Source organism: Halopseudomonas sp., assembly GCF_041579695.1.
Classification (GTDB): Bacteria; Pseudomonadota; Gammaproteobacteria; order Pseudomonadales; family Pseudomonadaceae; genus Halopseudomonas.
Map to the genome: position 1 here is coordinate 14729 of NZ_JBFGFI010000024.1, position 22640 is coordinate 37368.

A 22640-nucleotide genomic window follows, 5' to 3' on the forward strand; every position below is an offset into this window, starting at 1 on the left:
CTCCGATGTAACAGAGGGTATCATTGGACTTCTTGTGCCACTTTCACAGCGAGCGAGGTTTTGATGGGGCAGCGATGGCTAAGCCGGTGCGTGCATTTCATCGGCTGGCGACCCGATAGCACCAGTCACCAGGAGAAATTGCTCTCGGCGGTGGGCGCGACCCTGTCATTGCTGTTGGTCTACTGGATTACCCATCTTGGTTTCGCTGGTGAGGGGGCGCTCTGGGTTACCGGCTCCATGGGGGCCAGCGCGGTGCTAGTGTTCGCGATGCCCCACGGCACGCTATCCCAGCCGTGGCCCGTGGTTGGCGGGCAGGTGATTTCCGCGGCCTTTGGCGTGGCTTGCATGCTTTATCTTCCGGCCGGCCCCTGGGTGGCAGCGTTCGCAGTGGGCGGCAGCATCATGCTGATGATGTATGCGCGTTGCCTGCATCCGCCGGGCGGCGCCACCGCAATGATCGTGGTGCTGAGCGGCCCGGAAATCCAGCAGGCCGGTTTCTCCTTTGTGCTCTATCCGATCCTGCTGGATGCGCTGGTCATCGTCGGCGCCGCCATCCTGTTCAACAGCCTTTTTGACTGGCGCCGCTATCCATTGGCGCTGGCCAGAACCGAGCCAGGCAAGCTCACCGGTATCGCTCCTGAAGATTTCCACCATGCCTTGCGGGAAATGAATTCCTATGTCGATATCCAGTTTGACGACCTGCTCAAGCTGGTAGAGCTGGCTAACGCCCATGCCAAGAGTAAACGGGTGGCTGAAGAAGATTTAAAGGTGGGCGGCTTTTACAGCAACGGTATGCCCGGCAAGAACTGGTCGGTGCGCGAGGTGGTCCAGATCGTGGCCCGGCGTCCCGGTCGTCCGGGCCGGGTGCGCTACAAGACGATCAAGGGTATGGGCGAGGGCGGCACGGGTATCACTCGGCTTTCTGAGTTTGTGCGCTGGGCGCGCTATCCGGTGGAACCCGACGACACCGGCTGGCATCGACTGCACGATGGTGATACGTCCAAACGCAGCTAGCTCAGACCTTGGTCCAATGGCGGTCGGGTCCAGGCCCGAGCATCATCACCCAAGTGTTCTGCTCTCCCTTGAGCTGCTACCCGCAAGGGCGCAGCTGTTTTTTTGTCTATCGTGCAATCCGGCACGTAACAGTTGCTACTGCAAGTTCTGCACAGCTGTAGCTGTGCGCATGCTCGGGCGCGCCAGTAGAATGCCGCAGAATCCTTCTCTTCTTCTGTTCAGAGTTTCCCCATGCACGTTTCGTCCGGTCGCTGGTTGTACGGCTTTCTTCTGACCATGGTCACTACGGTGCTCTGGGCGGTACTGCCCATCATGCTCAAGGAAGTGCTCAAGGGGATGGATCCCTACACCGTGACCTGGTACCGGCTGTTCACCGCGGGCGTCGTTCTGTTTGTCTGGCTCGCCTGGCGTCGACGTTTACCTTCGATAAAGGCGCTGTCGGTGACCAATCGCTGGCTGTTGGTAGTGGCCATCCTGGGACTCACATTCAACTACGTTCTGTATCTGATGGGCCTGAGCAGACTGACGCCCGGCACCATGCAGCTGATGATTCAGGTGGCGCCGGTGATGCTGATGCTGGGCAGCATGTGGGTTTTTCGTGAGAGGTTCGGCATCGGTCAACTGATCGGCCTGATGGTTTTACTGGTGGGGTTTGTACTGTTCTTCAACCAGCGTCTCGCAGAGCTCTTCACACAGATGACCAGCTATACACTGGGTATCCTGATTACTCTGGGTGCGGCAGCCACCTGGGCTTTGTATGGCCTGGCGCAAAAACAGCTTCTGACTATCTGGTCATCAATCACCGTGATGATGGTGATCTATCTGGCGTGTTCGGCCCTGTTGTTACCATTGGCCGTGCCTGCTTCGATCATGCAACTGACCACCCTGCAGTTCTGGTTATTGGTCGGTTGCTGTCTGAACACACTCATCGCCTACGGGGCCTTTGCCGAAGCGTTGGTGCACTGGGAAGCGTCCCGTGTCAGCGCGACGATTGCCACCACCCCGCTGTTTACTTTCGCGATGGTCGCGGTCGGGTCCATGCTCTGGCCCGCAGTGATCAAGCCGGAGCTGTTGAATAACCTGGCCTATCTCGGGGCGCTGCTGGTCGTCAGTGGCTCGGCCCTGGTCGCGCTGGCGCCGAGCCTGATCCAGAACCTGAAGAACAGGCGGCTCAGACGGCTGGCAGTAACACCGCCTCCCGCGGCCTCGTAGGGGCACCTACAGGATCGGGCGCCTGGTCGTGAGGGATCAGCTCCCGACCATCTGCTCCGGTCGCACGGCCTGGTCGAATTCCGCTTCGCTCAGGTAATTCAGCTCCAGCGCAGCCTGTTTCAGGGTGGTGCCTTCCTTGTAGGCTTTCTTGGCGATATCCGCGGCCTTGTCGTACCCGATCACCGGATTGAGCGCGGTGACCAGCATCAGACTGTTTTCGAGGTGTTCGCGCATGCGCTCGTTATCCGGCTGCATGCCCTCCACGCAATGCTCTCGGAAGCTGGTGCAGCCATCGGTCAGCAGCCGGATCGACTGCAGCAGGGTATGGATGATCACCGGTTTGAACACGTTCAGCTGCAGGTGGCCGCTGCTGGCGGCAATGCCCAGGGTCACATCATTGCCCTGCACCTGACAGGCAATCATCGACAGGGCCTCGCACTGGGTGGGATTGACCTTGCCGGGCATGATCGAGCTGCCAGGCTCGTTGGCGGGCAGCCGCACTTCGGCGAATCCGGCGCGGGGGCCACTGCCGAGCAGCCTCAGATCGTTGGCCAGCTTCATCAGGGTGGCTGCCAGTTGCTTGCAGGCACCGTGTAGCTGGACCAGGGGTTCGTGACCGCTGAGCGCGGCAAACTTGTTTGCTGCGCTGGTAAATGGCTGCCCGGTCAGGCGTGCGACTTCCTCCGCCAGTCCGCCGGCAAAGCCGTCCGGGGTGTTCAGGCCGGTGCCGACTGCGGTACCGCCCTGGGCCAGCGCACAGACGCCGGGGAGTGCCTGTTCCACCGCTTGCAGTCCCATGTCGAGTTGGGCGACAAAGGCGGACAGTTCCTGGCCGAAGGTCACCGGCGTGGCATCCATCATGTGGGTACGGCCGATCTTGATCAGCTGCGCGTGACGGCTCGCCTGCGCGTCGAGCGCATTGCGCAACTCGCGCACCGCGGGTATCAGCTTTTCGCGGGTCTGCATCACGGCGGCAATGTGCATAGCGCTGGGAAAGGTATCGTTGGAGCTCTGGGATTTATTGACATGGTCATTGGGGTGCACCGGCTGCTTGCCACCGCGCTCTGCGCCGGACAACTCGTTAGCGCGACCGGCGATCACCTCGTTGGCATTCATGTTGCTCTGGGTGCCGCTGCCGGTCTGCCATACCGACAGCGGAAAGTTGTCATCCAGACGCCCCTCGATTATGTCGTCAGCGGCCTGCTCAATCAGCATGGCGGTGTCTTCGTCCAGATTCCCCAGCGTGTGGTTGACGCGGGCCGAGGCCTTCTTAATCAGCGCCAGGGCGTGAATCACCGCCAGAGGAATGCGCTCTTCGCCGATCGCGAAATAATGCAGCGAGCGCTGTGTCTGGGCGCCCCAGTAGCGATCCGCGGGTACTTCTATGTCACCCATGCTGTCTGATTCGGTGCGCATACTCATGCTGGTCCTCCAGTAGTCAATGTGTCTGATGGCTGTCAGTATAGAAGCTGGATTGAACATTCCCGGAGAATCAACCAGAGCCATGCGTATTCATGTGTTGCCACTGCTGTGCTGGGCGTTGCTGAGCGGGCTAGCCTTTGCACCCGGCGCCATGGCTGAGGAGGCGTCCCACCGCGCCAGCGCCGAGCGTTTTCTGAAGCTGGCCAATGCACGGGGCATGACAGCGCCGATTTACGATCAGGTGACCAGGCTGATCAATGCCCAGTTTGCGCAACTTGGCGGCTCACTGCAGTACGAATCGGTGCTGCGCAGTTACCAGCAGCAGGCGCGTGAGGTGCTGGATCGAGAGCTGGCCTGGGAGGCGATACGCGATGAACTGGTCGAGCTGTATCTGCCGCTGTTCAGTGAAGAGGAGTTCGAGCACCTTATTGAATTTTACCAGTCACCGGCCGGGCGCAAGCTGATGCAGCATCTGCCGCAGCTCACTCGCGAATCAATGGCGGTCAGCAATGCCCGGGTCGAGGAGCGAGTGGAGCCCCGCATACAGGAGTTGCTGGGACAGATGGCGGAGGAAATCGAGGCTCGCCAGCAGGATCTGCGCTAGCCGCTCAGTGCTGTACAATCGCGTTATCACTCGATCACACCGGAGAGACCATGGGCGAAATCCAGAATGAGCTGCACCAGGCCCTGCAAAGCCTGCAGCCGGTTCACCTCGAGCTGGTGAATGAAAGTTACATGCACAGCGTGCCGCCCGGCTCGGAGTCGCATTTCAAGGCGGTGATAGTCAGCGACGAATTTGCCGGCCTGAATGCGGTCAAGCGTCATCAGGCGGTGTATCGCAGCCTGGGTGATCTGATGTCGAAGATTCATGCGCTGGCGCTGCATACCTACACGCCAGGGGAATGGAGCGCGCGTCAGCAGGCGCCCGACTCGCCCAATTGTCTGGGCGGTGGCAGGAACGCGGACAATACGGACGGTAAAGTCAGCCACTGACGTGCTCTGCCACCTCTGCTAGAATCGCCCGCGCTGAAAATGGTACGCCCTTTACGTGGGCGCTGACTGAACACAGAGGTAGAACATGTCCCGGATTGTTGTAGTGGCGCTGTACAAGTTCGTCACGCTGGAAGATTACCAGGCCCTGCGCCAACCGCTGCTCGACACATTGCTGAGCAATGGGGTCAAGGGCACCCTGCTGCTGGCCCGCGAGGGGATCAATGGCACCATCGCCGGCCCCCGCGAGGCTTTGGACGCGGTCCTTGACTGGTTGCGCAGCGATGCGCGCCTGAGCGACCTGGACCACAAGGAATCGCTCTGCGAGGAAATGCCGTTCTACCGGACCAAGGTCAAGCTGAAGAAAGAGATCGTGACTATAGGCGTCGAGGGCGTGAGCCCCAACGAGAAGGTTGGAACCTACGTCGAGCCGGCCGACTGGAATGCGCTGATCAGCGACCCCGAGGTGCTGTTGATCGATACCCGCAATGACTACGAGGTATCGATTGGCACTTTCGAGGGCGCGGTAGACCCCAAGACCAAAAGCTTTCGCGAATTCCCGGATTACGTGAAGGCGCATTACGATCCGGCCAGGCACAAGAAGGTCGCGATGTTCTGCACTGGCGGCATACGCTGCGAGAAGGCTTCTAGTTACATGCTGCAGCAGGGTTTCGATGAGGTTTTTCACCTCAAGGGCGGCATTCTCAAGTATTTCGAGGAAGTACCGTCCGGGCAGAGCCGCTGGAATGGCGAGTGTTTTGTGTTCGATAACCGGGTGACTGTGAGACATGATCTTGCGCCCGGATCATTCGACCAGTGCCATGCCTGTCGTCATCCGATATCGGCCGATGAGAAAGCCTCGCCACACTACGAGGAGGGTGTGAGTTGCCCACGCTGCTACGACAGCCTGCCGGAAAAAACACGCCGCCGCGCCGAGGAACGCCAGCGCCAGGTAAAGCTGGCCAAGCTGCGTAACCAGCCGCATCCGATCGGACAGCAACAGGTCCAGCCTTCCCCTGACAGCACCACCTGAAGGAGACCAGAATGTCCCAGCGCCTGCTCTATGTAATGGATCCTATGTGTTCCTGGTGCTGGGGTTTTGCGCCGGTGATCGACCAGATACGGACTGATTATCCTGGGTTGCCCATCCACCTGGTGGCGGGTGGGCTGCGCCCCGGCGCGCGTTCACCGCTGGATGACGCAGCCAGGTCGGCGCTGGCCGAGCATTGGGAGGCGGTGGCGATCGCCTCCGGCCAGCCTTTCATGACCCCTGACGACCTGCCTGATGCCTTTGTCTATAACACCGAGCCGGCGTGTCGCGCTCTGGTAACCGGACGTGAACTGGATGCGGACAAGGTCTGGGCTCTGGTCAGAGCCATCCAGCATGCGTTCTACGCCAGGGCAGAGGATGTGAGCCAGACACTGGCGTTGATCGATCTGGCCGAGCAGACTGGCTATCGACGCAAGGCATTCGGTGAGTGCTTCGATGCGGAGCTGACCAGGGCCGCAATCGCCGCCGACTTTTCCTGGACCCGGGACCTGGGCATAGCCGGGTTTCCGACCTTGCTCGCAGAGCGTAACGGACAGCTGGCACTGCTGGCCAACGGTTACCAATCGCCGGGCGACGTGTTGCCGCTGCTGCAGCGTTGGGTCGCGGCCGGAGAAGGCGCGGCGTCAGCATGAGCTGGACCCTGGCTTTTCATCTGGCGTTGCATGTACTGCTGCCACTTGCTGTGGCGCTGTTGTTTTTTCGTCAGCAGTGGCGCAAAGCCTGGCTGATCATGCTGGTGGTCATGCTGGTGGACCTGGATCACCTGCTGGCTGATCCGATCTTTGCCGCCGATCGCTGTTCGATCGGTTTCCACCCGTTGCACAGTTATACGGCGATTACCGGTTATCTGCTGATGACGCTCTGGCGTCCGCTGAGGCTGGTGGGCATTGGTCTGCTGATCCACATGCTGGTGGATGCCAGTGACTGCTGGCGGATGGCGGGATTTCCCTGGCTTTGAAGCGGTAATGGTCATACTGGACGGTCAAAGCCGGGCCGTAAAAAAGGGCCTGTAAAAACAGACCCTTTTTATTCAAGCGCAGCTGCGTGTCTCAGTGGCGAGACAGTAGGGCCGGCTTGGGCTTGTCTTCCGGTGCGTGGAACAGCAGGAACAGCTGGGTCAGGATTTCCGGGATGTGCTGCATCATGTCATCGACCATCTGTTCGTCCTGGGCAATCTCGGCGAATTCCGGTTGGTCTTCGAATAGCCCCGAGCCCACCATGATCGGCAACAACAGCTCGCTCACCGTCTCTTCGTCCTTGTCGAACCAGTTCTCCTCGCGCAGGAACACGCCTTCGAGAAAGCCCACACACCAGCTGCGCAGGTCCGACAGGTCAGGTTCGTCGCCCAGCTCCAGATCGCAGGGCGGCTCGAGGTCTTCGTCACTGGCCAGGTCACGGGCTATTTGCGACTTGAGGGCGCGCAAGCCGTCTTCGATGTCGGCTTTCTGCGCTTCGTCACGGTAATTGGGCTCCTCGGCAAAGAGTTCGGCGATCCACTCTTCTTCGGGAACATCTACCGGACTGATGCACAGCGCAGCGAGATACCCGTGCGCGGCAAGGTAATCCAGTGCTTCATCATGCAGGTCGTCGGCATCTAGAAATTCCTGCAGGCGCTCGAGTTGGTCGGCGAAGGACATGGGACACCTCATAGTGGATAATGCGTGCATTGTACGCGCGCCCCTGGCCTTTTGCCAAAGGCGCTGATCACCTGCTGACATGCGGCGCGGATACCGGCCGCGGGGCTGTTACAATGCCAGGCTTAGCGGATCAGCGCGGTACGCTGTACGTCAGGTCCAACTCGTCACATTCAATCCAGGGAGCCCCATGCGCGAGCAAGCTCTGCAGCGACTCAAGGACATATTCGGCTACGCCGAGTTTCGCGGCCAGCAGGCCGACATCATCGACCAGGTGGCGAGCGGTGGCGACGCCCTGGTACTGATGCCCACAGGCGGTGGCAAGTCCCTGTGCTACCAGATTCCGGGGTTGCTGCGTGAGGGGCTGGCAGTGATCGTCTCACCTTTGATCGCGTTGATGGATGATCAGGTCGCGACCCTGAACGAACTCGGGCTGAAGGCAGCAGCGCTGAACTCCACGCTGAGCGAGGATGGTCAGCGCGAAATCGCCGGTCAGATGCGCCGCGGCGAGCTGGATTTTCTCTATCTGGCCCCCGAGCGTTTGCTCAAGCCGCGCACACTGCAATTTCTGCAGACCCTGGATATCGGGCTGTTCGCGATCGACGAGGCGCACTGCGTATCACAGTGGGGGCACGATTTCCGGCCCGAGTACCTGCAGCTCGGGCAACTGGCCGAGCACTTTCCACAGGTGCCGCGTATTGCTTTGACCGCGACCGCGGACGAGCGCACCCAGCAGGACATCAGCCAGCGTCTGAAGCTGGAAAATGCGCCTTGTTTCATTTCTGGCTTTGACCGTCCCAATATCTTCTATCGCATCGTGCCCAAGGACAAGCCGCGCCAGCAGCTGCTCGGCTTGCTCGGCCGGCACAAGGGCAACGCGGGTATCGTCTATTGTCTTTCGCGGCGCAAGGTCGATGACACCGCCCAGTGGCTGAGCGCCCAGGGCTGGCCAGCGCTGCCGTACCATGCGGGTTTGCCGGCTGAGCTGCGGGCAACGCATCAGAAGCGATTTCTCAACGAAGAAGGCCTGATCATGGTCGCAACCATCGCCTTCGGTATGGGTATCGATAAGTCCAACGTGCGCTTCGTTGCACACATGGATCTGCCCAAGAGCGTTGAGGCCTATTATCAGGAAACCGGCCGGGCCGGGCGTGATGGTCTGCCAGCCGATGCCTGGATGGCCTACGGCCTGCAGGACGTCCTGATGCTCAACCAGATCATGGCCAACTCGGAAGGGGATGAGCGGCACAAGCGCATCGAACGCCACAAGCTCGATGCCATGCTGGGGCTGTGCGAGATCACCAGTTGCCGCCGGCAGATGCTGCTGGACTATTTTGGCGAGACCATGCCCGAGCCCTGCGGCTACTGTGATAACTGCGTCGAACCGGCTGACACCTGGGATGGCAGTGAAGCTGCGAGGATGGCCTTGTCCAGTGCCTACCGCAGTGGCCAGCGATATGGGGTTGGCCATCTGGTAGATATCCTGCTCGGTCGCGACAACGAGAAAATCCGCAGCGCCGGTCATCAGCACCTGTCCACGTATGGCATAGGCAAGCATCTGTCGGAGCAGGAGTGGCGTTCGGTATTCCGCCAGTTGATCGCACGTGGACTGGCCGAGATCGATCTGGATGGCTATGGCAGTCTCAGGCTGTCGGAAAGCTGCCGAGCCTTGCTGCGCGGCGAAGAGAGCCTGGCGCTGCGCAAGGATGCCAGCCGAACCACGCCGCTGCCCTCGCGTTCCGGCGAGAAAGCCGTCATTGCCGAGGCCGACAAGCCACTCTGGGAGGCGTTGCGGGCATTACGCAAGAAGCTGGCCGAGGCCCATGGCGTGCCGCCCTACGTGATTTTTCCGGATTCGACCCTGGTCGACATGCTGCGTCAACGTCCGGGCAACCTGCAGGACATGGGCCTGGTCAGCGGGATCGGCTCGCATAAGCTGGAGCGCTACGGGGCCGACTTCCTTCAGGTGCTGGTGGGAGATGCACCGGCGGCGGCAGGTGCCGAAGAGGCGAGTCAGGATGCCCAGGCCCTGGCGATGGCCGGCATGACCGCCGAGCAGATCAGCCGCCAGCTGAGCATGCCGGTCAAGCAGGTATACATGCAGCTGGCGCAGTCCATCAGCATAGGCAAGCTGGCGCTGCACCAGGCCGTTGATCTGCCGCCCGGTCAGCTCGAGCGCATACAGGATGCGTTCCTCAATGAAGCCGAGGAGGACTTGCCTGGCGTGCGGACCATTGCCCGTGAGCTTGAAGAGCCGGTCGAAGAGGGCGTGCTGCATTGCATCCGCGCCGCGCTGATTCACGAAATTGCCGGAGCCTGAGATTCCCGCCGCTCGCCAGACACACGCAGCTTAGAAGGTCTGGCCGAGCTTCATGTAGAGTGCGCGTTCGCCTTCCTCGTTCGCGCCTACTCCGAAGAACAGCGGGCCAAGAAGGGTATCGAGTCCCAGCATCAGGCTGCCGGCACCGATGTATCCGGTATCGAATCCGTCGTCTTCCTTGTTGTAGACCCGACCATACTCGAAGCTGGCTCCCAGGTAGACAGGCAGTCCCACGGGTACAAACCGGCCTGGATTCAGGCGTCGGTAGTAGAGCAGGCGCGCAAGATTGTAGTTCTGGCCCGCCAGGCTGTTCTGCCGGAACCCGGAAAACTGGCCGGCACCGCCGAGCAGGAAGCTGCTCTGGGGCACACCGACATCGCCGTCGGTGCGCCCCAGAGAGCCGCCAAACTGGAAACTGTTCGGGCCGGTGGCCATAACCGTGTTCGCTCTCAGCTCCACCTGGCGATATCGCTCGTCCGCGCCCAGGTCCGGCTCGGACTGACGCCAGGTGAAACGTGCCTCATCCCCGGCGCGCGGGAAATTGACATTGTCCAGCGTATCGCGGTCGAGCTGAACCGAGTAGAAGGCCTCCTCGAAGCCAAAAGACGGCAGCTTGGGATCGCCCACGCGCACGTCGGCTTCGCCGTGGTAGCGGGAAATGCCGAAACGTACTTCACCATTGTTGGCAATCTGTCTGCCGAGATTAAGGCCCGCGCCGTAACGTTTCTGGCGGTAATCGACAACCGGATCGTTGTTCACGATCACTTCCACGTTGCGCGCCTCGGCATCGATGAAGGGCGCCACGAAATAGCGCGACCCGTAGTCCAGGGGCTGGTAAAACTCGGTGTACAGAATCTGGTGCTCGCCCAGCTGCGCGCGTGTCAGCCACTCAGCGCCCAATGGATTGAGGCCGTTGACGCGAAAGCTCGCGCCAATATTGAACTGGCTGTCGCCATTGAAGTCGTCGGCCAGGCTGAGTCCCAGGCGCAGGTAGTCAGTACCGGTTTCCCGTCCGCTGGTGCGGACCAGCAGGGTATTGATCTGTTCTCCGTGGACCACCTCGTAATTGACCCGGCTGAAGTAATCGGTGCCGTAAATGGTGCCCATGTCGGTTTCCAGGCGATCCAGATTGAGCGGTTCATTGAGGGGCTGGCTGATCATGCTGCGCACTACCTCATCGGCGACCTTGCCGCTATTCTCGATCTGTATCCTGTGGATCACTGGCTGCCTTTCAGGCCTGGCAACGCCCGACTCGAGGCCTTCTTCAGTCCGTGGGTTGCTTGCCATGAAGGCCCGCAGGCCGGGCCGCCGGTCCAGGCTCGCGGCCCCTGCATTGATCGCAAAGGCAGCCTCGTCGAAGCTGCTGAAACCCATGGCGCTGAGCTCGGGCTGGATCAGCAAGTCTTCGGGGCCCAGCGTGTCCAGCTGTTCCTGAGTGTTGGTGCGGGTCAACAGCGTAGTGGTCTGATCCATCACGTCGAGAAGCGAGTTCAGCTCCTCGGTCGACTTCAGTGGCGTACCGATGTCCACCACTATCAGGCGATCAACACCCATAGTGCGGGCGACATCGACTGGCAGGTTCTTGACCAGCACGCCGTCTACCAGCAGCTGGCCATCGACCTTCACCGGCGCAAAGAAACCCGGCAGGGCGATGCTCGCACGAATCGCCAGGGGCAGGTGGCCCTGATCGAACACTACCGCTTCGCCGGTGGCAATGTTGGTCGCTACCGCACGGAACGGAATGGGCAAACGATCGAAGTCGTCTATGTCATTGGTGTGCACTAGCAGGGTTTCCAGAACCAGGCCCAGATTCTGGCCCTGCAACAGCCCGAGCGGCAGGCTGAGCCGGCCACGGTCGAAACTCAGGCGGTGCTTGACCAGAAAGTCGCGGTCGTCCTGCTTGCGCCGGAAGGGAATGTCCTGGCGCAGCGGGTCGTCCCCGAGCGTCGTTTGCCAGTCCAGTTCCAGGGCGATCTGCTCGATTTCCGCAGCGCTGTAACCCGCGGCATAGAGACCACCGATCACCGCGCCCATGCTGGTGCCCGCGATCGCGTGGATGGGGATGTTGCGTGCTTCGAGTTCCTTCAGTACGCCGATATGCGCCAGGCCGCGGGCACCGCCGCCGGACAGAACCAGGCCGGTGCGCAGTTCCTGGGCCGCAGTTATTGGCGAGATGACGAGCAGCAAGAGCAAGCAGAGGCGTTTGAACATGGAATTGACCTGAATCCGGACGGGTACCTGAACGCCGGTATTGTATACGAGCCACAGGGCAAATAGGCGTAACCGCGAGCGCAGATGCGGCAGGCAGAGCGTCGAGTGTCACGCAACGGTCATCGCTCTGTCATCAGGGTGCAAGGGTGCATAGCCAGGCTGCAATGGCATGCCAGGGAGACATCATCATGAGCCAGGCCGAAACGATCTTGCCGGAACTCAAGCACAGGGTGCGTACGCTGTGGATATCCGATCTGCATCTGGGCACCAGGGGGTGCCAGGCGGACAAACTTGCGCAGTTTCTCAAGAACCATGAATGCGATCATCTGTATCTGGTCGGTGACATCATCGATGGCTGGCGACTGCGCAGCGAAATCTACTGGCCCCAGTCGCATACCAACGTGCTGCGCCGAGTGCTGACGATGAGCAAGCGGGGCACCCGGGTGACCTACATCACCGGCAATCACGATGAGTTCCTGCGCCGCTATACCAGCCTGGTACTGGGTAATATCCATCTGGTTGATGAAGCGGAACATCAGACACTGGATGGCCGCAGATTATTGATAACCCACGGTGACCAGTTCGACGTCATCACCCGGTGCCATCGCTGGCTGGCGTTTCTCGGCGACCATGCCTACGAGTTCACCCTGGTGTTGAACCGCTGGCTGAATTTCTGGCGTAGTCGTTGCGGGCTGGGTTACTGGTCGCTGTCGGCTTATCTGAAGCACCGGGTCAAGAGTGCTGTCAGCTTCATCAGCGATTACGAGCAGGCGCTGGCCCATGAATGCAACAGACGAGGTTTTCAAGGGGTTGTGTGCGGGCACATCCATCATGCTGAAATTCGACGGGTAAATGGCATTGACTACCATAACTGCGGTGACTGGGTGGAGTCCTGCACGGCGCTGATCGAGCACCTGGATGGGCGCATCGAGCTATATCAGTGGGCGCCGGACCTTACCGCGGTGGAACCGGTGCCCGGCGCAGCGCTCAGCAGCGAGGGTGTCAGAGAATGACCTTGTCCCGGAGCTTGCGCGCTGCCTGCTCCAGGGACTTGATGATCTGGTCCTTATCGTAGTTGCGTATGCCGCTGGTGTCGAGATACATCGAGAATCCGGGCATTTCATGCTCGACGAACGACGGGGCGGCGCCGAGGTCACGTCTCAGGCCGGCAATCTGGTAGATCTGCACCGGGCGTGAAAAGCCCTTCACATTGATCTGACCCTTGTCGCGGCACATGATCAGATCCTTGACCAGCGAATAGGTCTCGTGGGGGATCAGGATCTCGCCTGCTTCCGCCGCGTTTTCCAGGCGGCTGGCCAGGTTCACCTCGCGCCCGATAATCGTGTAGTCCATGCGGGTGTTGGCGCCGAAGTTACCCACCGTACAATATCCGGTGCTCAGTCCCATGCGGATTTCCAGTGGCCGGGTGATGCCCTTGCTGCGCCATTGCTGGCGCAGCACCTTCATGTGTTTACGCATGGCGATCGCCATCGATACCGCCGCCTCGGCATCCTGCTTGGCGCCCTGACTGGCCGGGTCGCCAAAAAAGATCATCACGCAGTCGCCGATGAACTTGTCGATGGTCCCGCCATACTGCAGCGCGATTCGCGACATTTCGTTCAGATAGTTGTTGAGCAGATCGGTCAGGGCTTCGGCTTCCATCTCCTCGGCAAGCTCGGTGAAGCCGCGGATGTCGGAAAAGAATACGGTCAGTTTCTTGCGCCGGGTTTCCAGCTGCACGCTCTGCTTTCCGGTGAATATGGACTCCCATACCTGCGGTGACAGGTATTTGGACAGGTTGGTCGCGAGTCTGGCGGTCTTTTCCTGTTCGGCGCTGATCACCTTCTGCGCCTGGGCCAGGGTGCGGCCCTGACGATAAACAAACGCAGCCATGATCAGGGTAAACGCGCCACCGCTGAACAGGCTGCTGAACGCCACCAGTGTCGAGGTATGTAGAGCAATCTGGGGAGTGACGACGGCACTTGAGATGATGAGGCCGAGTAGAACCAGCAGCCAGCCGGTGAACATGAAAATCGGCCCGCCGATGATGATGCTGGAGAAGCTGATGAGCAGTACGAATACCAGGCTGGGGACCGTGCTAAAGGCGCAGAGAGTGATGAATATACCGGTGTTGAGTCCGTCTATACCCAGCAGAGCCAGCCGGCTGTGGAATGGCTGCAGATTCCTGATGTTATTGACCAGCAGTCGCACCAGATGGGGGTACAGTAATGCGTAAACGATTACCCCGGTATTGATGGCGTTGAAACCCTGCTCAACCGTCAGCGCACTGAAGGTGACGACAACGCACAAGTAGGCGATGACTCTGGAGTGAAATCCTTCCAGCGGCGGTTTGACCGGCTGAACGCGGCTATTGAAGATCATGGTCAGTCTTTCCCTGACGCGCGAAGTGGCCCGCTGATCGATTTTTTTTCTGGCTAGCTGGCATGCTGCGAGCAAGCAGGCGGCAGCTTCCGTATCAGTCGGGGCTATTTATTCACCGATCATAATATGCATCACGGTTCAGGGAAACCGCAAAGAGGTCCGTGCGGAAACGCGGGGAGGAAAGGCGAAGCGGGCCGGTTGAGCCCGCTGCCGGTTCAGGCGGCGTTGGCGTCCTTGCCCACGGCCTTGTAGATCGACTGGCGGGGCTTGGCGAATACTCGGCGCAGCATCGGCTCGAAGAAGCTCAGCGGCTCGGACTCATAGTCCGGATCGAATGCGGTGGCATCATACTTGGCGCAGAACTCGGCGGTACGCTGATACAGCGGGTGGTCCTTGAACTGGTCGCGCAGGTGGCGATCCATCCCCAGGTGGTGGAAGAAGTAGTAACCCTGGAACACGCCGTGTTTTTCCACCATCCACAGATTTTCCTCGGAAACGAAGGGCTTGAGGATAGCTGCGGCAATGTCCGGGTGATTGAAGGATCCCAGGGTATCGCCGATGTCGTGCAGCAATGCGCAGACCACATACTCCTCGTCACGGCCATCGCGATGGGCGCGGGTGGCAGTCTGCAGCGAATGCTCCAGGCGGTCGATCGGGAACCCGCCGTAGTCGCCATCGAGCAATTGGAGGTGAGTCATGACCCGGTCGGGCAGGCCGGTTGAAAATGCCTTGAAATGGCTGGAAATCAATTGCCAATCCTCGGCTGTACCTTCCTGCATGGCTTTGAAGCCTGCACGTTGCTCGCTCATGGGATCTCTCCTCTATTTGTACAGACACTCAGTATATAGCGACGATGCCGGGCAGACTGTCGCGGTCCTGACACTCGCTCGCGCGTTAGAAGCGGATGCGTCCGGTGAGCGCGTCCTTGAGCATTACCCAGTCGCCCAAGAAGCTGTAAAGCGGGTATTTGAAAGTGGCTGGACGGTTCTTCTCGAAGAAGAAGTGTCCTACCCAGGCGAAACCATAGCCGGCCAACGGCAGCGCGATCAGCAGCAACCAGCTTTGCGTCAGTACTGCCCATGCCAGGATCGACAGCACCAGCAGACTGCCGATGTAGTGCAGCCGGCGGCTGGTATCGTTTGCGTGCTCGCTCAGGTAAAACGGATAAAACTCGGCAAAGGACTGGAATTCCTTATCGCCCGCCGGGCTGGCTGAATCTGTCTGGGCCATGCTGCACCTCCGGTGAATAGGGTATCCTTTGACTATAGAACAGCCAACGGAGATCACCCTATGACTGCACGTGCCAAAGCCATGCTTCCGGTTTTCCAAAGGCCCAGCCCGTGACTCTGCCTGATTACATGCATCTGATCCGTCGAGCGCGCAAATGCGCCTAGCGAGGCATGCATGACTAAACTTGAACGTACCACCTCGTCGAGCTGGGCGCTGGCGATTGTCCATGCATTGGAGCTGGAAGGTCTAGACGCCCGCGAGCTCTTTGCGCAACTGGGCATGGACTACGCCGTGCTGGGCGATCCCGATGCGAGAATTGCGCAGGATCAGATGACCCGTCTGTGGGAACTGGCGGTACAACTTTCGGGCAATCCGTCGATTGGCCTGAATATGGCACGCGTCATCCGTCCGGCGCACTTCAATGTGGTTGGCTTTGCGTTGCTCTCCAGCGTCAATCTGCGTGAAGGGTTGGCCCGGCTGGTGCGGTATCAGCGCATTATCGGCGAAGCCTCGGATATGTCGCTGACCCAGAGCCCTGACAGCTACACGATGGAACTGCATATCCATGGCGATAGCGTTCCAGCGCCGCGCCAGAGTCACGATGCTGCGCTGGCCTATCTGCTGTCTTTCTTCCGCTGGATGACCGGCTCGCACATCCTGCCATTGCGGGTGGATTTTGCTTACCCTCAGCCTGATGATATCAGCGCCCACGAAGCCTTGTTCCAGTGCCCGCTGGGGTTTGGCGCGGGCAGCTACAGCATGCGGTTTGCGCGCAGTGTGATGGACGCAAAACTGGCTTCCGGTAACGCCACCCTGGCGCAGATGCATGACCAGTTTGCCGGGGATTATCTCGCCCGCTTCGAGCAGACGAGGGTTACTCACCAGGCGCGGCAGGTACTCTGCCGGTTATTGCCGCAGGGCGAGCCCAAGCGTCAGACCGTAGCCAGTGCGCTGAGCATGAGCACGCGAACCCTGCAACGCCGCCTGCAGGAAGAGCACACCAGTTTTCAGCAGCTGCTGGACGAAACTCGTCGCGAGTTGGCGATGCAGCTTCTGCGCCAGCGCAATCTGACGCTACTGGAGGTTGCTTACCTGCTGGGTTTTGCTGACCCGAGCAATTTCTTCCGCGCTTTCAAGCGCTGGTTCGGTATGCCACCCGGGCAGTATCGCGAACAGCACCTGGACCGCAAGGCCCCGGAGACCGGACACACAGGAGACCCTGCCTGATGGATGCACTGACCGCATTGCACGAGCGCGTATCGGTAACCCGCCTGGTTGGCCCGGCGCCGACGCAGGATCAACGCGAAGCACTTTTTCGGGCCGCTCTGCGCGCTCCCGACCATGCCTGGCTGCGCCCATGGCGCTTTCTGGTAATCGAAAACGAGGGGCAGCAGCGTCTGGGTGATCTGTTTGCAGAAGCCACGCTGGCTGTCTCTCCAGATATGGATCCGGATGCGCTGGAACGCCTGCGGCGCAAGCCGGAGCGGGCGCCCCTGTTGATCGTGGCGATAGCCTCGCATCGCCAGCACCCCAAGGTGCCAGATTGGGAACAGGACATGTCCTGCGCGGTGGCGGTGGGCAACATGCTGGTCGCTGCGCATGCGATGGGTTTGGGCGCCGTCTGGCGTACCGGAACGATGGCCACGCACGAAATTGTTTGCAGCGGTCTTGGCCTGGCCGAAAATGAACGGATCGTTGCGTTTCTGTACGTCGGTCATCCGGGCGGGCCGGTGAAGAACCTGCCCGAACTGTCCACCGAGGCGTTTTTTCAGTCCTGGCCAGGCTGAGCCGGAAGCGCGATTGTCGCCATCAGTCCGCCAAGTTCGCTGCGGCCAAACGCCAGCGTGCCGCCGTGCATGCTGATCGCCCGTTGAGCGATGGTGAGTCCGAGACCATGGCCGCTGTCGGCCGTTTGCCCCGGCAGACGCAAAAAAGGCTCGCCCAGCCGTGAAAGCCATTGCTCTCCCACGCCCGGGCCGGCATCTTCGATGGTAACCCGGCACGTGCCCGGCGATTGAACATGCGCGTTGCTCCCTGCTCGCTGAAGGGTGACGCATATCAGGCCGTGGGGCGGGGAAAAGCGCACGGCATTGCGTAGAAGATTGTCCACCGCGCTACCCAGCTGGTCCGGCCAGCCGAGTAACTGGCAACCGGTGCTCCCGCGCAGTTCGATTTGCAGGTCACCGGCGATAAACCGTGTGTCGTCGACACAGGCAAACACCACCGGGTCGAGTGCGAAGCGCTCGGCGGGCTGGTCCTGGCTGTCCAGCCGACTGAGGGTCAGGATGTCCTCGATCAGCGCATCAAGGCGGCTGCACTCACGGTCCAGGCGCAGCCAGAGCGGATCATTTTCGCTCAGCGCCTGTCGGTTGCCCAGTGCCAGCCCTACACGCAGGCGTGCCAGCGGCGATCGAAGTTCGTGAGAGATGTCGCGCATCAGCTGGCGCTGACTGTCCAGCAGGCTTTGAACGCGTATACCCATCTGATTGAAATGCCGGGACAGATCGCCTATCTCGTCGCGGCGGCGACCGATGCGGCTCAACTTGTCGGATTCGAACCGACCCTGCGCCAGCGATTGCGCGGCGAAGCCCAGTTGGCGCAATGGAGCCGTGAGGTAGCGACTCAGCAGCAGGCTGATGATTGCCAGTAGCAGCATCGCCAGCAGAATATTGGCGATCAGCGCCAGCGGGGTGCGTTGCCAGCGAAACAGCTCCGCTGCCGGTACGAACAGGCTCAGGTGATAATCCGCCAGTTCGGAGCTCCAGGCGAGCTGGAACATGCGCCCGTGCCGCGAGCCCCGCGAGCGGCTGTCGGCCGGTGGAGGTTGAGCGAAACGCGGTAACTGGGGCAGGGTGCCGGAAAGCAGGGGCTGGCCATCGCCACTGTAAAGCTGGGCGCGGAATCGGTTGGACTCGCGTTGGGCTGCCAGCCACGTCTGTGCCTCGCCCGGCCCCTGAGTCTCGTAGAGCTGGGTAAGCTCGTCAGCGAAATCCCTGAGCTGTGGATGGAACTGCACCAGCAGCCAATCCTGCTGCAGGGCGCGGCTGACCAGAAAGCCTGAGCCACCCACCAGCAAGGTGGCGATCCAGAGAACGGCAAAAACCTTCCAGAACAGTCGCACAGGGATCAGTTGTCGCGATCAGCGTGCGCGCGGTGCTTGCCATCAGCGTGGCGGGCGTGATGTTCAGACATCTTCTCGTGACGCTCCTTGCGCATTTGCTGCATCCTGGCCTGCTGCTCCTCGTTCAACAGGTTGCGTACTTCCTGCCGGTGGGCCTGGCTGAGTTCGCGATAGCGCTCGGCATACGTGCCGTTGAGGGTGCCGATCTTCTCCTTTTGTTCGGCTGACAGTTCCAGCTCCTGGGCCATGCGATCCATATGGCGGGCGTGCATGCTCTCGGCGTCTTTGTGCTGAGCGGCAAATCCGGCGGCAGAGAAACCGCCGGCTACTACTAGTGCGCAGGCTATAAGAGTGTGTTTCATGGGCTAACTCCTGTTCTGTGTTGGCCTGGGATCAGGCCATGGAACGCAGTCTGCGGTCTGCTGTGTCAAGCTGGGCTCTGGCTGGGTAAAGGCTGTGTAAAGACCGGGCAGGGCGCCTTAGCTGCTATAAAGATAACCGCGGCCGCGCAGGACCTGGATGCGTGGCCGGTCATCATCATGCGGACCGAGCTTGCGTCGCAGGTTGCTCAGGTGCATGTCCATGCTCCGGTCGTATGGGCCGAGGCTCTTGCCCAGCGCCTGACGCGACAGGGTCTGCCGGTCGATCAGCTGACCCGGCTGTTCAAGCAGGGCGCGCAGGATCATCGCTTCACTCTGGGTCAGGGACAGCGGTTCATCGGCACGCCAGACCATCAGGCTGTTGGTGTCGAGGCGCACATCACCCACCTGCAGAATGCTGTCTGGCATGGCTGCCTGACTACGCCGCAGCAGTGCGCGCAGACGGGCTACCAGTTCCCGGGGATCGCAGGGCTTGGCGAGATAGTCGTCGGCGCCCAGTTCCAGACCCAGGATGCGGTCAACCGGCTCGCCGCGGGCGCTGAGCATTAGCAGGGGCGTATTGCATTGCTGGCGCAACTTGCGCAGCACTTCCAGCCCGTTCATCCCGGGCAGCATGACATCGAGAATGATCACCCTGAAGGCCCCGCTCACGGCCATCTGCAGGCCGCTGGCACCGTCATGGGCGCATGCCAGATTGAATCCTTCGGTCGCCAGCCAGTCGCTAAGCAGCGCACAGAGCTCCTGATCATCGTCGATGATCAGAATCGCATTGTCGGTCAATTGATCCATTCGTTGCGCTTGCGCTTGCTGCTGCGCGCCAGTAAAAAGCCGATCAGCAGGCTGACCAGCACGGTACCGCCGCCGACCATGAACCATTGTTGGCGCTGCTTCTCGAGCATAGCTCTGGCCTGCATGCTGTTTTCGATCTGCTGGTTCTGCAGCTCGCGATTGGTTTCGCGCAAGCGCTGCAGTTCTTCGGTGTCGGCACTGTTCGCCAGACGCTGGGCGAGGCGCTGGCGCTCGGCCTCAACTCGGGCGAGTTCGGCCTGCAGCGTACCCACATCGGTTTCCTCGGCGGCCACGGCCGCTTCGGGTGCGTCGGTCTGCGGCTCGCCGGCCTGCTGCGCCATGGTTGAAACGGGCATGGCTAGGCACAGGCCCAGGATCAGTGATTGCAATGTCTGGTTCATGATGGCTCCTGGCTCAGGCGGGCAGTACGGGTTTGAAGGGTTTGATTACTACGTCGGCATATACACCGGCGGCGACGTACGGATCCTCTGCAGCCCAGGCTTGCGCGGCCGCTGCGGACGGAAACTCCGCGATGATCAGGCTTCCGGTAAATCCGGCGGGCCCCGGATCGACTGTTTCAATCGCCGGATGCGGGCCGGCGACCAATAGCCGTCCGGCATCCTGAAGTGCCTGCAGGCGCGTCAGATGAGCAGGCCGTGCTTCAAGGCGCGCGGCTAGTGAATCGGCAACGTCGGTGGCCATAATGGCAAAATACATGGTAGAGCCTCGATCCGGTTCGGTTGATGACATGGCCTGTAACTTATGCCATCGGGTTAGGTGTTGTCAGCGTTTGGCCTGCATAATAATGAAATTCCTTGAGATTTGTCCCTGATTTCCGGCCCGGGAGCCCCTAGTGATTGCCGATTTACACATGCACAGTACCGCCTCGGATGGCGTGCTCGATCCGCTGGAACTGATGCGCGAAGCAGCGGCCGCCGGCGTGTCGATGGTTGCGCTGACCGATCACGATTGTCTTGATGGATTGCCCATGGCGGCGCAGGCGGCGCGCGAGCTGGGTATGCACTGGATCAGCGGCGTTGAGCTGTCGGCGCAGTGGCAGGGGCATACCCTGCATGTGCTGGGCTATGGCTTTGATCCCCAGTCTCCTGATTTCATGCAAGCGATCGAGAGCGTGCGCGATGGTCGCTGGCAGCGAGCCGAACAGATTTCCCGCAAGCTTGAAGCCAAGCGCATGCCCGGCGCGCTGGAAGGCGCAATGGCGGTACAGGCTGCGGCCGGCGGTGACCCGCACAGCCCGCCAGCGCGCCCGCACTTTGCGGACTGGATGGTCGAGGCAGGGCATGTGCGTGATCGGGCCGAAGCCTTTCGCAAATGGCTGGGTGCAGGCAAGCTCGGGGATATCAAACAGCACTGGCCCGAGCTCCCCGATGCGGTAGCGCAGATCCGCGCGGCCGGTGGTATGGCGGTGATGGCGCATCCCTGGCATTACGGTTTTACCCGCTCGAAGCTCAGGCGCATGCTCCGGGATTTTGCCCAGGCGGGCGGCCGCGGGATCGAGGTGGTTAACGGCCAGCAGGCGGTAGAACAGGTAGCCTATCTGGGCAAGGTGTGCGAAGAGTTCGGCTTTCTCGCCAGTTGCGGTAGTGATTTCCATACCCCCGAATCACCCTGGACTGCGCTGGGCAGAATGACCGCATTGCCAGCCCAATGCACACCGGTATGGGACGACTCGCTGTTTTCTCGATAAACTGCGGAAAAACACGACGAGGGACCACCGCGTGAGCCAGTATTTCCATATCCATCCCGAGAATCCGCAGGTGCGTCTGATTCGCCAGGCGGCAGAGATCATCCGCAACGGCGGCGTGATCGCCTACCCAACGGACTCTGCCTATGCGCTGGGCTGTCATCTCGGCGACAAGGATGCGCTCGAGCGCATTCGGCGTTTGCGGCAACTGGATGACAAGCACAATTTCACCCTGATCTGTCGTGACCTCTCCGAGCTCGGTGTCTACGCCAAGGTGGACAACCAGACTTTCCGTCTGCTCAAGGCCAGTACCCCGGGCCCCTATACTTTTATTCTGCACGCGACCAATGAAGTGCCACGCCGCCTGCTGCACCCAAAGCGGCGGACCATCGGCCTGCGCATTCCCGATCATCAGATCACCCAGGCCCTGCTCAAGGAGTTGGGCGAGCCGCTGATGAGTGTCACGCTAATGTTGCCCGACGACGACCTGCCGCTGACTGACCCGGAGATGATCCGCGATCGCCTGGGCAAGCAGCTTGACCTGATTGTTGATGGTGGCGCCTGCAATATCGAGCCAACCACAGTGGTCAGTCTGCTCGAAGGGGAACCTGAGGTGCGGCGTGTCGGACTGGGTGATCCGGCACCCTTCGGCGGCGCTCCCGATCATTCATGATTCTGTTGCCGATATGCGTATAATTGCGCCACATTGGCTTTTTCCATCAAAACTGAGCATTTCAGGAGTCCTCATTGAGTTCCGTTGAGTCACAGCGTCGGGTTTTATCAGGTATGCGACCTACTGGTCGTCTGCATCTGGGCCACTACCACGGTGTATTGAAAAACTGGGTCAGGCTGCAGCATGAGTACGAGTGCTTCTTCTTCGCCGCCGACTGGCACGCCCTGACGACTCATTACGAGACTCCGGAAAACATCGAGCAGAACGTCTGGGACATGCTGATCGACTGGCTGGCAGCCGGCGTGAGCGGCGGTTCCTCGACGCTGTTTATCCAGTCCCAGGTGCCCGAGCATGCAGAGCTGCATCTGCTGCTGTCGATGGTCACGCCGGTCAGCTGGCTCGAACGCGTGCCCACCTACAAGGATCAGCAGGAAAAGCTCAAGGATATGGATCTGGCCACCTACGGTTTTCTCGGGTATCCGTTGCTGCAAAGCGCCGACATCCTG

24 protein-coding genes and 1 pseudogene are annotated in these 22640 nt (G+C 60.6%); 14 read left to right on the forward strand and 11 right to left on the reverse strand.

The features are described 5' to 3' along the window. Positions 1-63 precede the first annotated feature (63 nt). Both ABYA88_RS07255 and ABYA88_RS07260 read left to right on the forward strand, forming a co-directional pair. Positions 64-1014 (forward strand): HPP family protein, encoded by a 951-nt coding sequence (locus tag ABYA88_RS07255; protein ID WP_373186348.1) that lies wholly within the window; start codon positions 64-66, stop codon positions 1012-1014. Between the two features lie 231 nt (positions 1015-1245). Continuing rightward, entirely contained in the window at positions 1246-2226 is a 981-nt protein-coding gene (locus ABYA88_RS07260; RefSeq protein WP_373186349.1) for a DMT family transporter, read from the forward strand. Positions 2227-2262: 36 nt separating this feature from the next. On the opposite strand, the gene fumC is transcribed toward ABYA88_RS07260, so the two are convergent. Further along, positions 2263-3642, reverse strand: coding sequence for a class II fumarate hydratase (gene fumC / locus ABYA88_RS07265; RefSeq protein ID WP_373186380.1), 1380 nt, complete (start codon positions 3640-3642; stop codon positions 2263-2265). A gap of 34 nt (positions 3643-3676) precedes the next feature. On the opposite strand from fumC, the gene ABYA88_RS07270 reads away from it, so the two are divergent. The 5 genes from ABYA88_RS07270 to ABYA88_RS07290 all read left to right on the forward strand — a co-directional run bounded on the left by ABYA88_RS07270 (position 3677) and on the right by ABYA88_RS07290 (position 6647). Beyond that, positions 3677-4252, forward strand: a complete 576-nt coding sequence (locus ABYA88_RS07270; RefSeq protein ID WP_373186350.1) for a DUF2059 domain-containing protein — start codon at positions 3677-3679, stop codon at positions 4250-4252. 50 nt (positions 4253-4302) lie between these two features. Beyond that, a complete protein-coding gene (locus tag ABYA88_RS07275) occupies positions 4303-4641 on the forward strand; it encodes a BolA family protein (RefSeq protein ID WP_373186352.1) in 339 nt (112 codons plus the stop codon). 85 nt (positions 4642-4726) lie between these two features. Beyond that, positions 4727-5671, forward strand: coding sequence for a rhodanese-related sulfurtransferase (locus ABYA88_RS07280; RefSeq protein WP_373186353.1), 945 nt, complete (start codon positions 4727-4729; stop codon positions 5669-5671). A gap of 11 nt (positions 5672-5682) precedes the next feature. After that, positions 5683-6321 (forward strand): DsbA family protein, encoded by a 639-nt coding sequence (locus ABYA88_RS07285; RefSeq protein ID WP_373186354.1) that lies wholly within the window; start codon positions 5683-5685, stop codon positions 6319-6321. Continuing rightward, complete coding sequence (locus ABYA88_RS07290) at positions 6318-6647, forward strand: DUF6122 family protein (protein ID WP_373186355.1); 330 nt, start codon at positions 6318-6320, stop codon at positions 6645-6647. The genes ABYA88_RS07285 and ABYA88_RS07290 overlap by 4 nt, the downstream gene beginning before the upstream one ends. Before the next feature lie 91 nt (positions 6648-6738). Here the strand turns inward: ABYA88_RS07290 and ABYA88_RS07295 are convergent, their stop codons facing one another. Further along, on the reverse strand, positions 6739-7326 hold the full coding sequence (locus ABYA88_RS07295; protein ID WP_373186356.1) for a UPF0149 family protein: 588 nt from the start codon (positions 7324-7326) through the stop codon (positions 6739-6741). A gap of 187 nt (positions 7327-7513) precedes the next feature. On the opposite strand from ABYA88_RS07295, the gene recQ reads away from it, so the two are divergent. Next, positions 7514-9643: a DNA helicase RecQ gene (gene recQ, locus ABYA88_RS07300; protein WP_373186357.1), complete on the forward strand. Its 2130-nt coding sequence runs from the start codon at positions 7514-7516 to the stop codon at positions 9641-9643. A 30-nt stretch (positions 9644-9673) separates the two neighbouring features. Here recQ and ABYA88_RS07305 read toward each other — a convergent pair whose 3' ends face one another. Beyond that, the gene (locus ABYA88_RS07305; protein WP_373186359.1) at positions 9674-11854 is read right to left on the reverse strand and encodes a patatin-like phospholipase family protein; all 2181 of its coding nucleotides are present in this window, start codon (positions 11852-11854) and stop codon (positions 9674-9676) included. Positions 11855-12042: 188 nt separating this feature from the next. On the opposite strand from ABYA88_RS07305, the gene ABYA88_RS07310 reads away from it, so the two are divergent. Further along, on the forward strand, positions 12043-12867 hold the full coding sequence (locus ABYA88_RS07310; RefSeq protein WP_373186361.1) for a UDP-2,3-diacylglucosamine diphosphatase: 825 nt from the start codon (positions 12043-12045) through the stop codon (positions 12865-12867). On the opposite strand, the gene ABYA88_RS07315 is transcribed toward ABYA88_RS07310, so the two are convergent. From ABYA88_RS07315 to ABYA88_RS07325, 3 genes are all read right to left on the reverse strand, one after another. Further along, entirely contained in the window at positions 12857-14236 is a 1380-nt protein-coding gene (locus ABYA88_RS07315) for an adenylate/guanylate cyclase domain-containing protein (RefSeq protein WP_373186363.1), read from the reverse strand. The two genes, ABYA88_RS07310 and ABYA88_RS07315, sit on opposite strands and share 11 nt — an antisense overlap. Positions 14237-14451: 215 nt before the next feature. Further along, complete coding sequence (locus ABYA88_RS07320; protein WP_373186364.1) at positions 14452-15045, reverse strand: HD domain-containing protein; 594 nt, start codon at positions 15043-15045, stop codon at positions 14452-14454. 85 nt (positions 15046-15130) lie between these two features. Next, positions 15131-15466, reverse strand: coding sequence for an Mpo1-like protein (locus ABYA88_RS07325; RefSeq protein WP_373186366.1), 336 nt, complete (start codon positions 15464-15466; stop codon positions 15131-15133). 174 nt (positions 15467-15640) lie between these two features. Between ABYA88_RS07325 and ABYA88_RS07330 the strand changes: the two genes are divergently transcribed. Both ABYA88_RS07330 and ABYA88_RS07335 read left to right on the forward strand, forming a co-directional pair. Continuing rightward, the gene (locus tag ABYA88_RS07330) at positions 15641-16693 is read left to right on the forward strand and encodes an AraC family transcriptional regulator (protein ID WP_373186368.1); all 1053 of its coding nucleotides are present in this window, start codon (positions 15641-15643) and stop codon (positions 16691-16693) included. Beyond that, positions 16693-17253: a nitroreductase gene (locus ABYA88_RS07335; RefSeq protein WP_373186370.1), complete on the forward strand. Its 561-nt coding sequence runs from the start codon at positions 16693-16695 to the stop codon at positions 17251-17253. The genes ABYA88_RS07330 and ABYA88_RS07335 overlap by 1 nt, the downstream gene beginning before the upstream one ends. On the opposite strand, the gene ABYA88_RS07340 is transcribed toward ABYA88_RS07335, so the two are convergent. The 5 genes from ABYA88_RS07340 to ABYA88_RS07360 form a co-directional block, all read right to left on the reverse strand. Further along, positions 17235-18587: an ATP-binding protein gene (locus ABYA88_RS07340; protein WP_373186371.1), complete on the reverse strand. Its 1353-nt coding sequence runs from the start codon at positions 18585-18587 to the stop codon at positions 17235-17237. The genes ABYA88_RS07335 and ABYA88_RS07340 overlap by 19 nt on opposite strands. 5 nt (positions 18588-18592) lie before the next feature. Further along, positions 18593-18949, reverse strand: coding sequence for a hypothetical protein (locus tag ABYA88_RS07345; RefSeq protein ID WP_373186372.1), 357 nt, complete (start codon positions 18947-18949; stop codon positions 18593-18595). A gap of 117 nt (positions 18950-19066) precedes the next feature. After that, a complete protein-coding gene (locus tag ABYA88_RS07350) occupies positions 19067-19756 on the reverse strand; it encodes a response regulator (protein ID WP_373186373.1) in 690 nt (229 codons plus the stop codon). Then, positions 19744-20157, reverse strand: coding sequence for a translation initiation factor 2 (locus ABYA88_RS07355; protein ID WP_373186374.1), 414 nt, complete (start codon positions 20155-20157; stop codon positions 19744-19746). Before ABYA88_RS07355 ends, ABYA88_RS07350 begins: the two co-directional genes overlap by 13 nt. A gap of 13 nt (positions 20158-20170) precedes the next feature. Beyond that, entirely contained in the window at positions 20171-20473 is a 303-nt protein-coding gene (locus ABYA88_RS07360; protein WP_373186375.1) for a YciI family protein, read from the reverse strand. A gap of 136 nt (positions 20474-20609) precedes the next feature. Between ABYA88_RS07360 and ABYA88_RS07365 the strand changes: the two genes are divergently transcribed. The 3 genes and pseudogenes from ABYA88_RS07365 to ABYA88_RS07375 all read left to right on the forward strand — a co-directional run. Continuing rightward, entirely contained in the window at positions 20610-21464 is an 855-nt protein-coding gene (locus tag ABYA88_RS07365) for a PHP domain-containing protein (RefSeq protein WP_373186376.1), read from the forward strand. A gap of 31 nt (positions 21465-21495) precedes the next feature. Further along, entirely contained in the window at positions 21496-22134 is a 639-nt protein-coding gene (locus ABYA88_RS07370) for an L-threonylcarbamoyladenylate synthase (RefSeq protein ID WP_373186378.1), read from the forward strand. A 74-nt stretch (positions 22135-22208) separates the two neighbouring features. After that, positions 22209-22640, forward strand: a pseudogene (locus ABYA88_RS07375) (tryptophan--tRNA ligase); the annotation flags it as partial.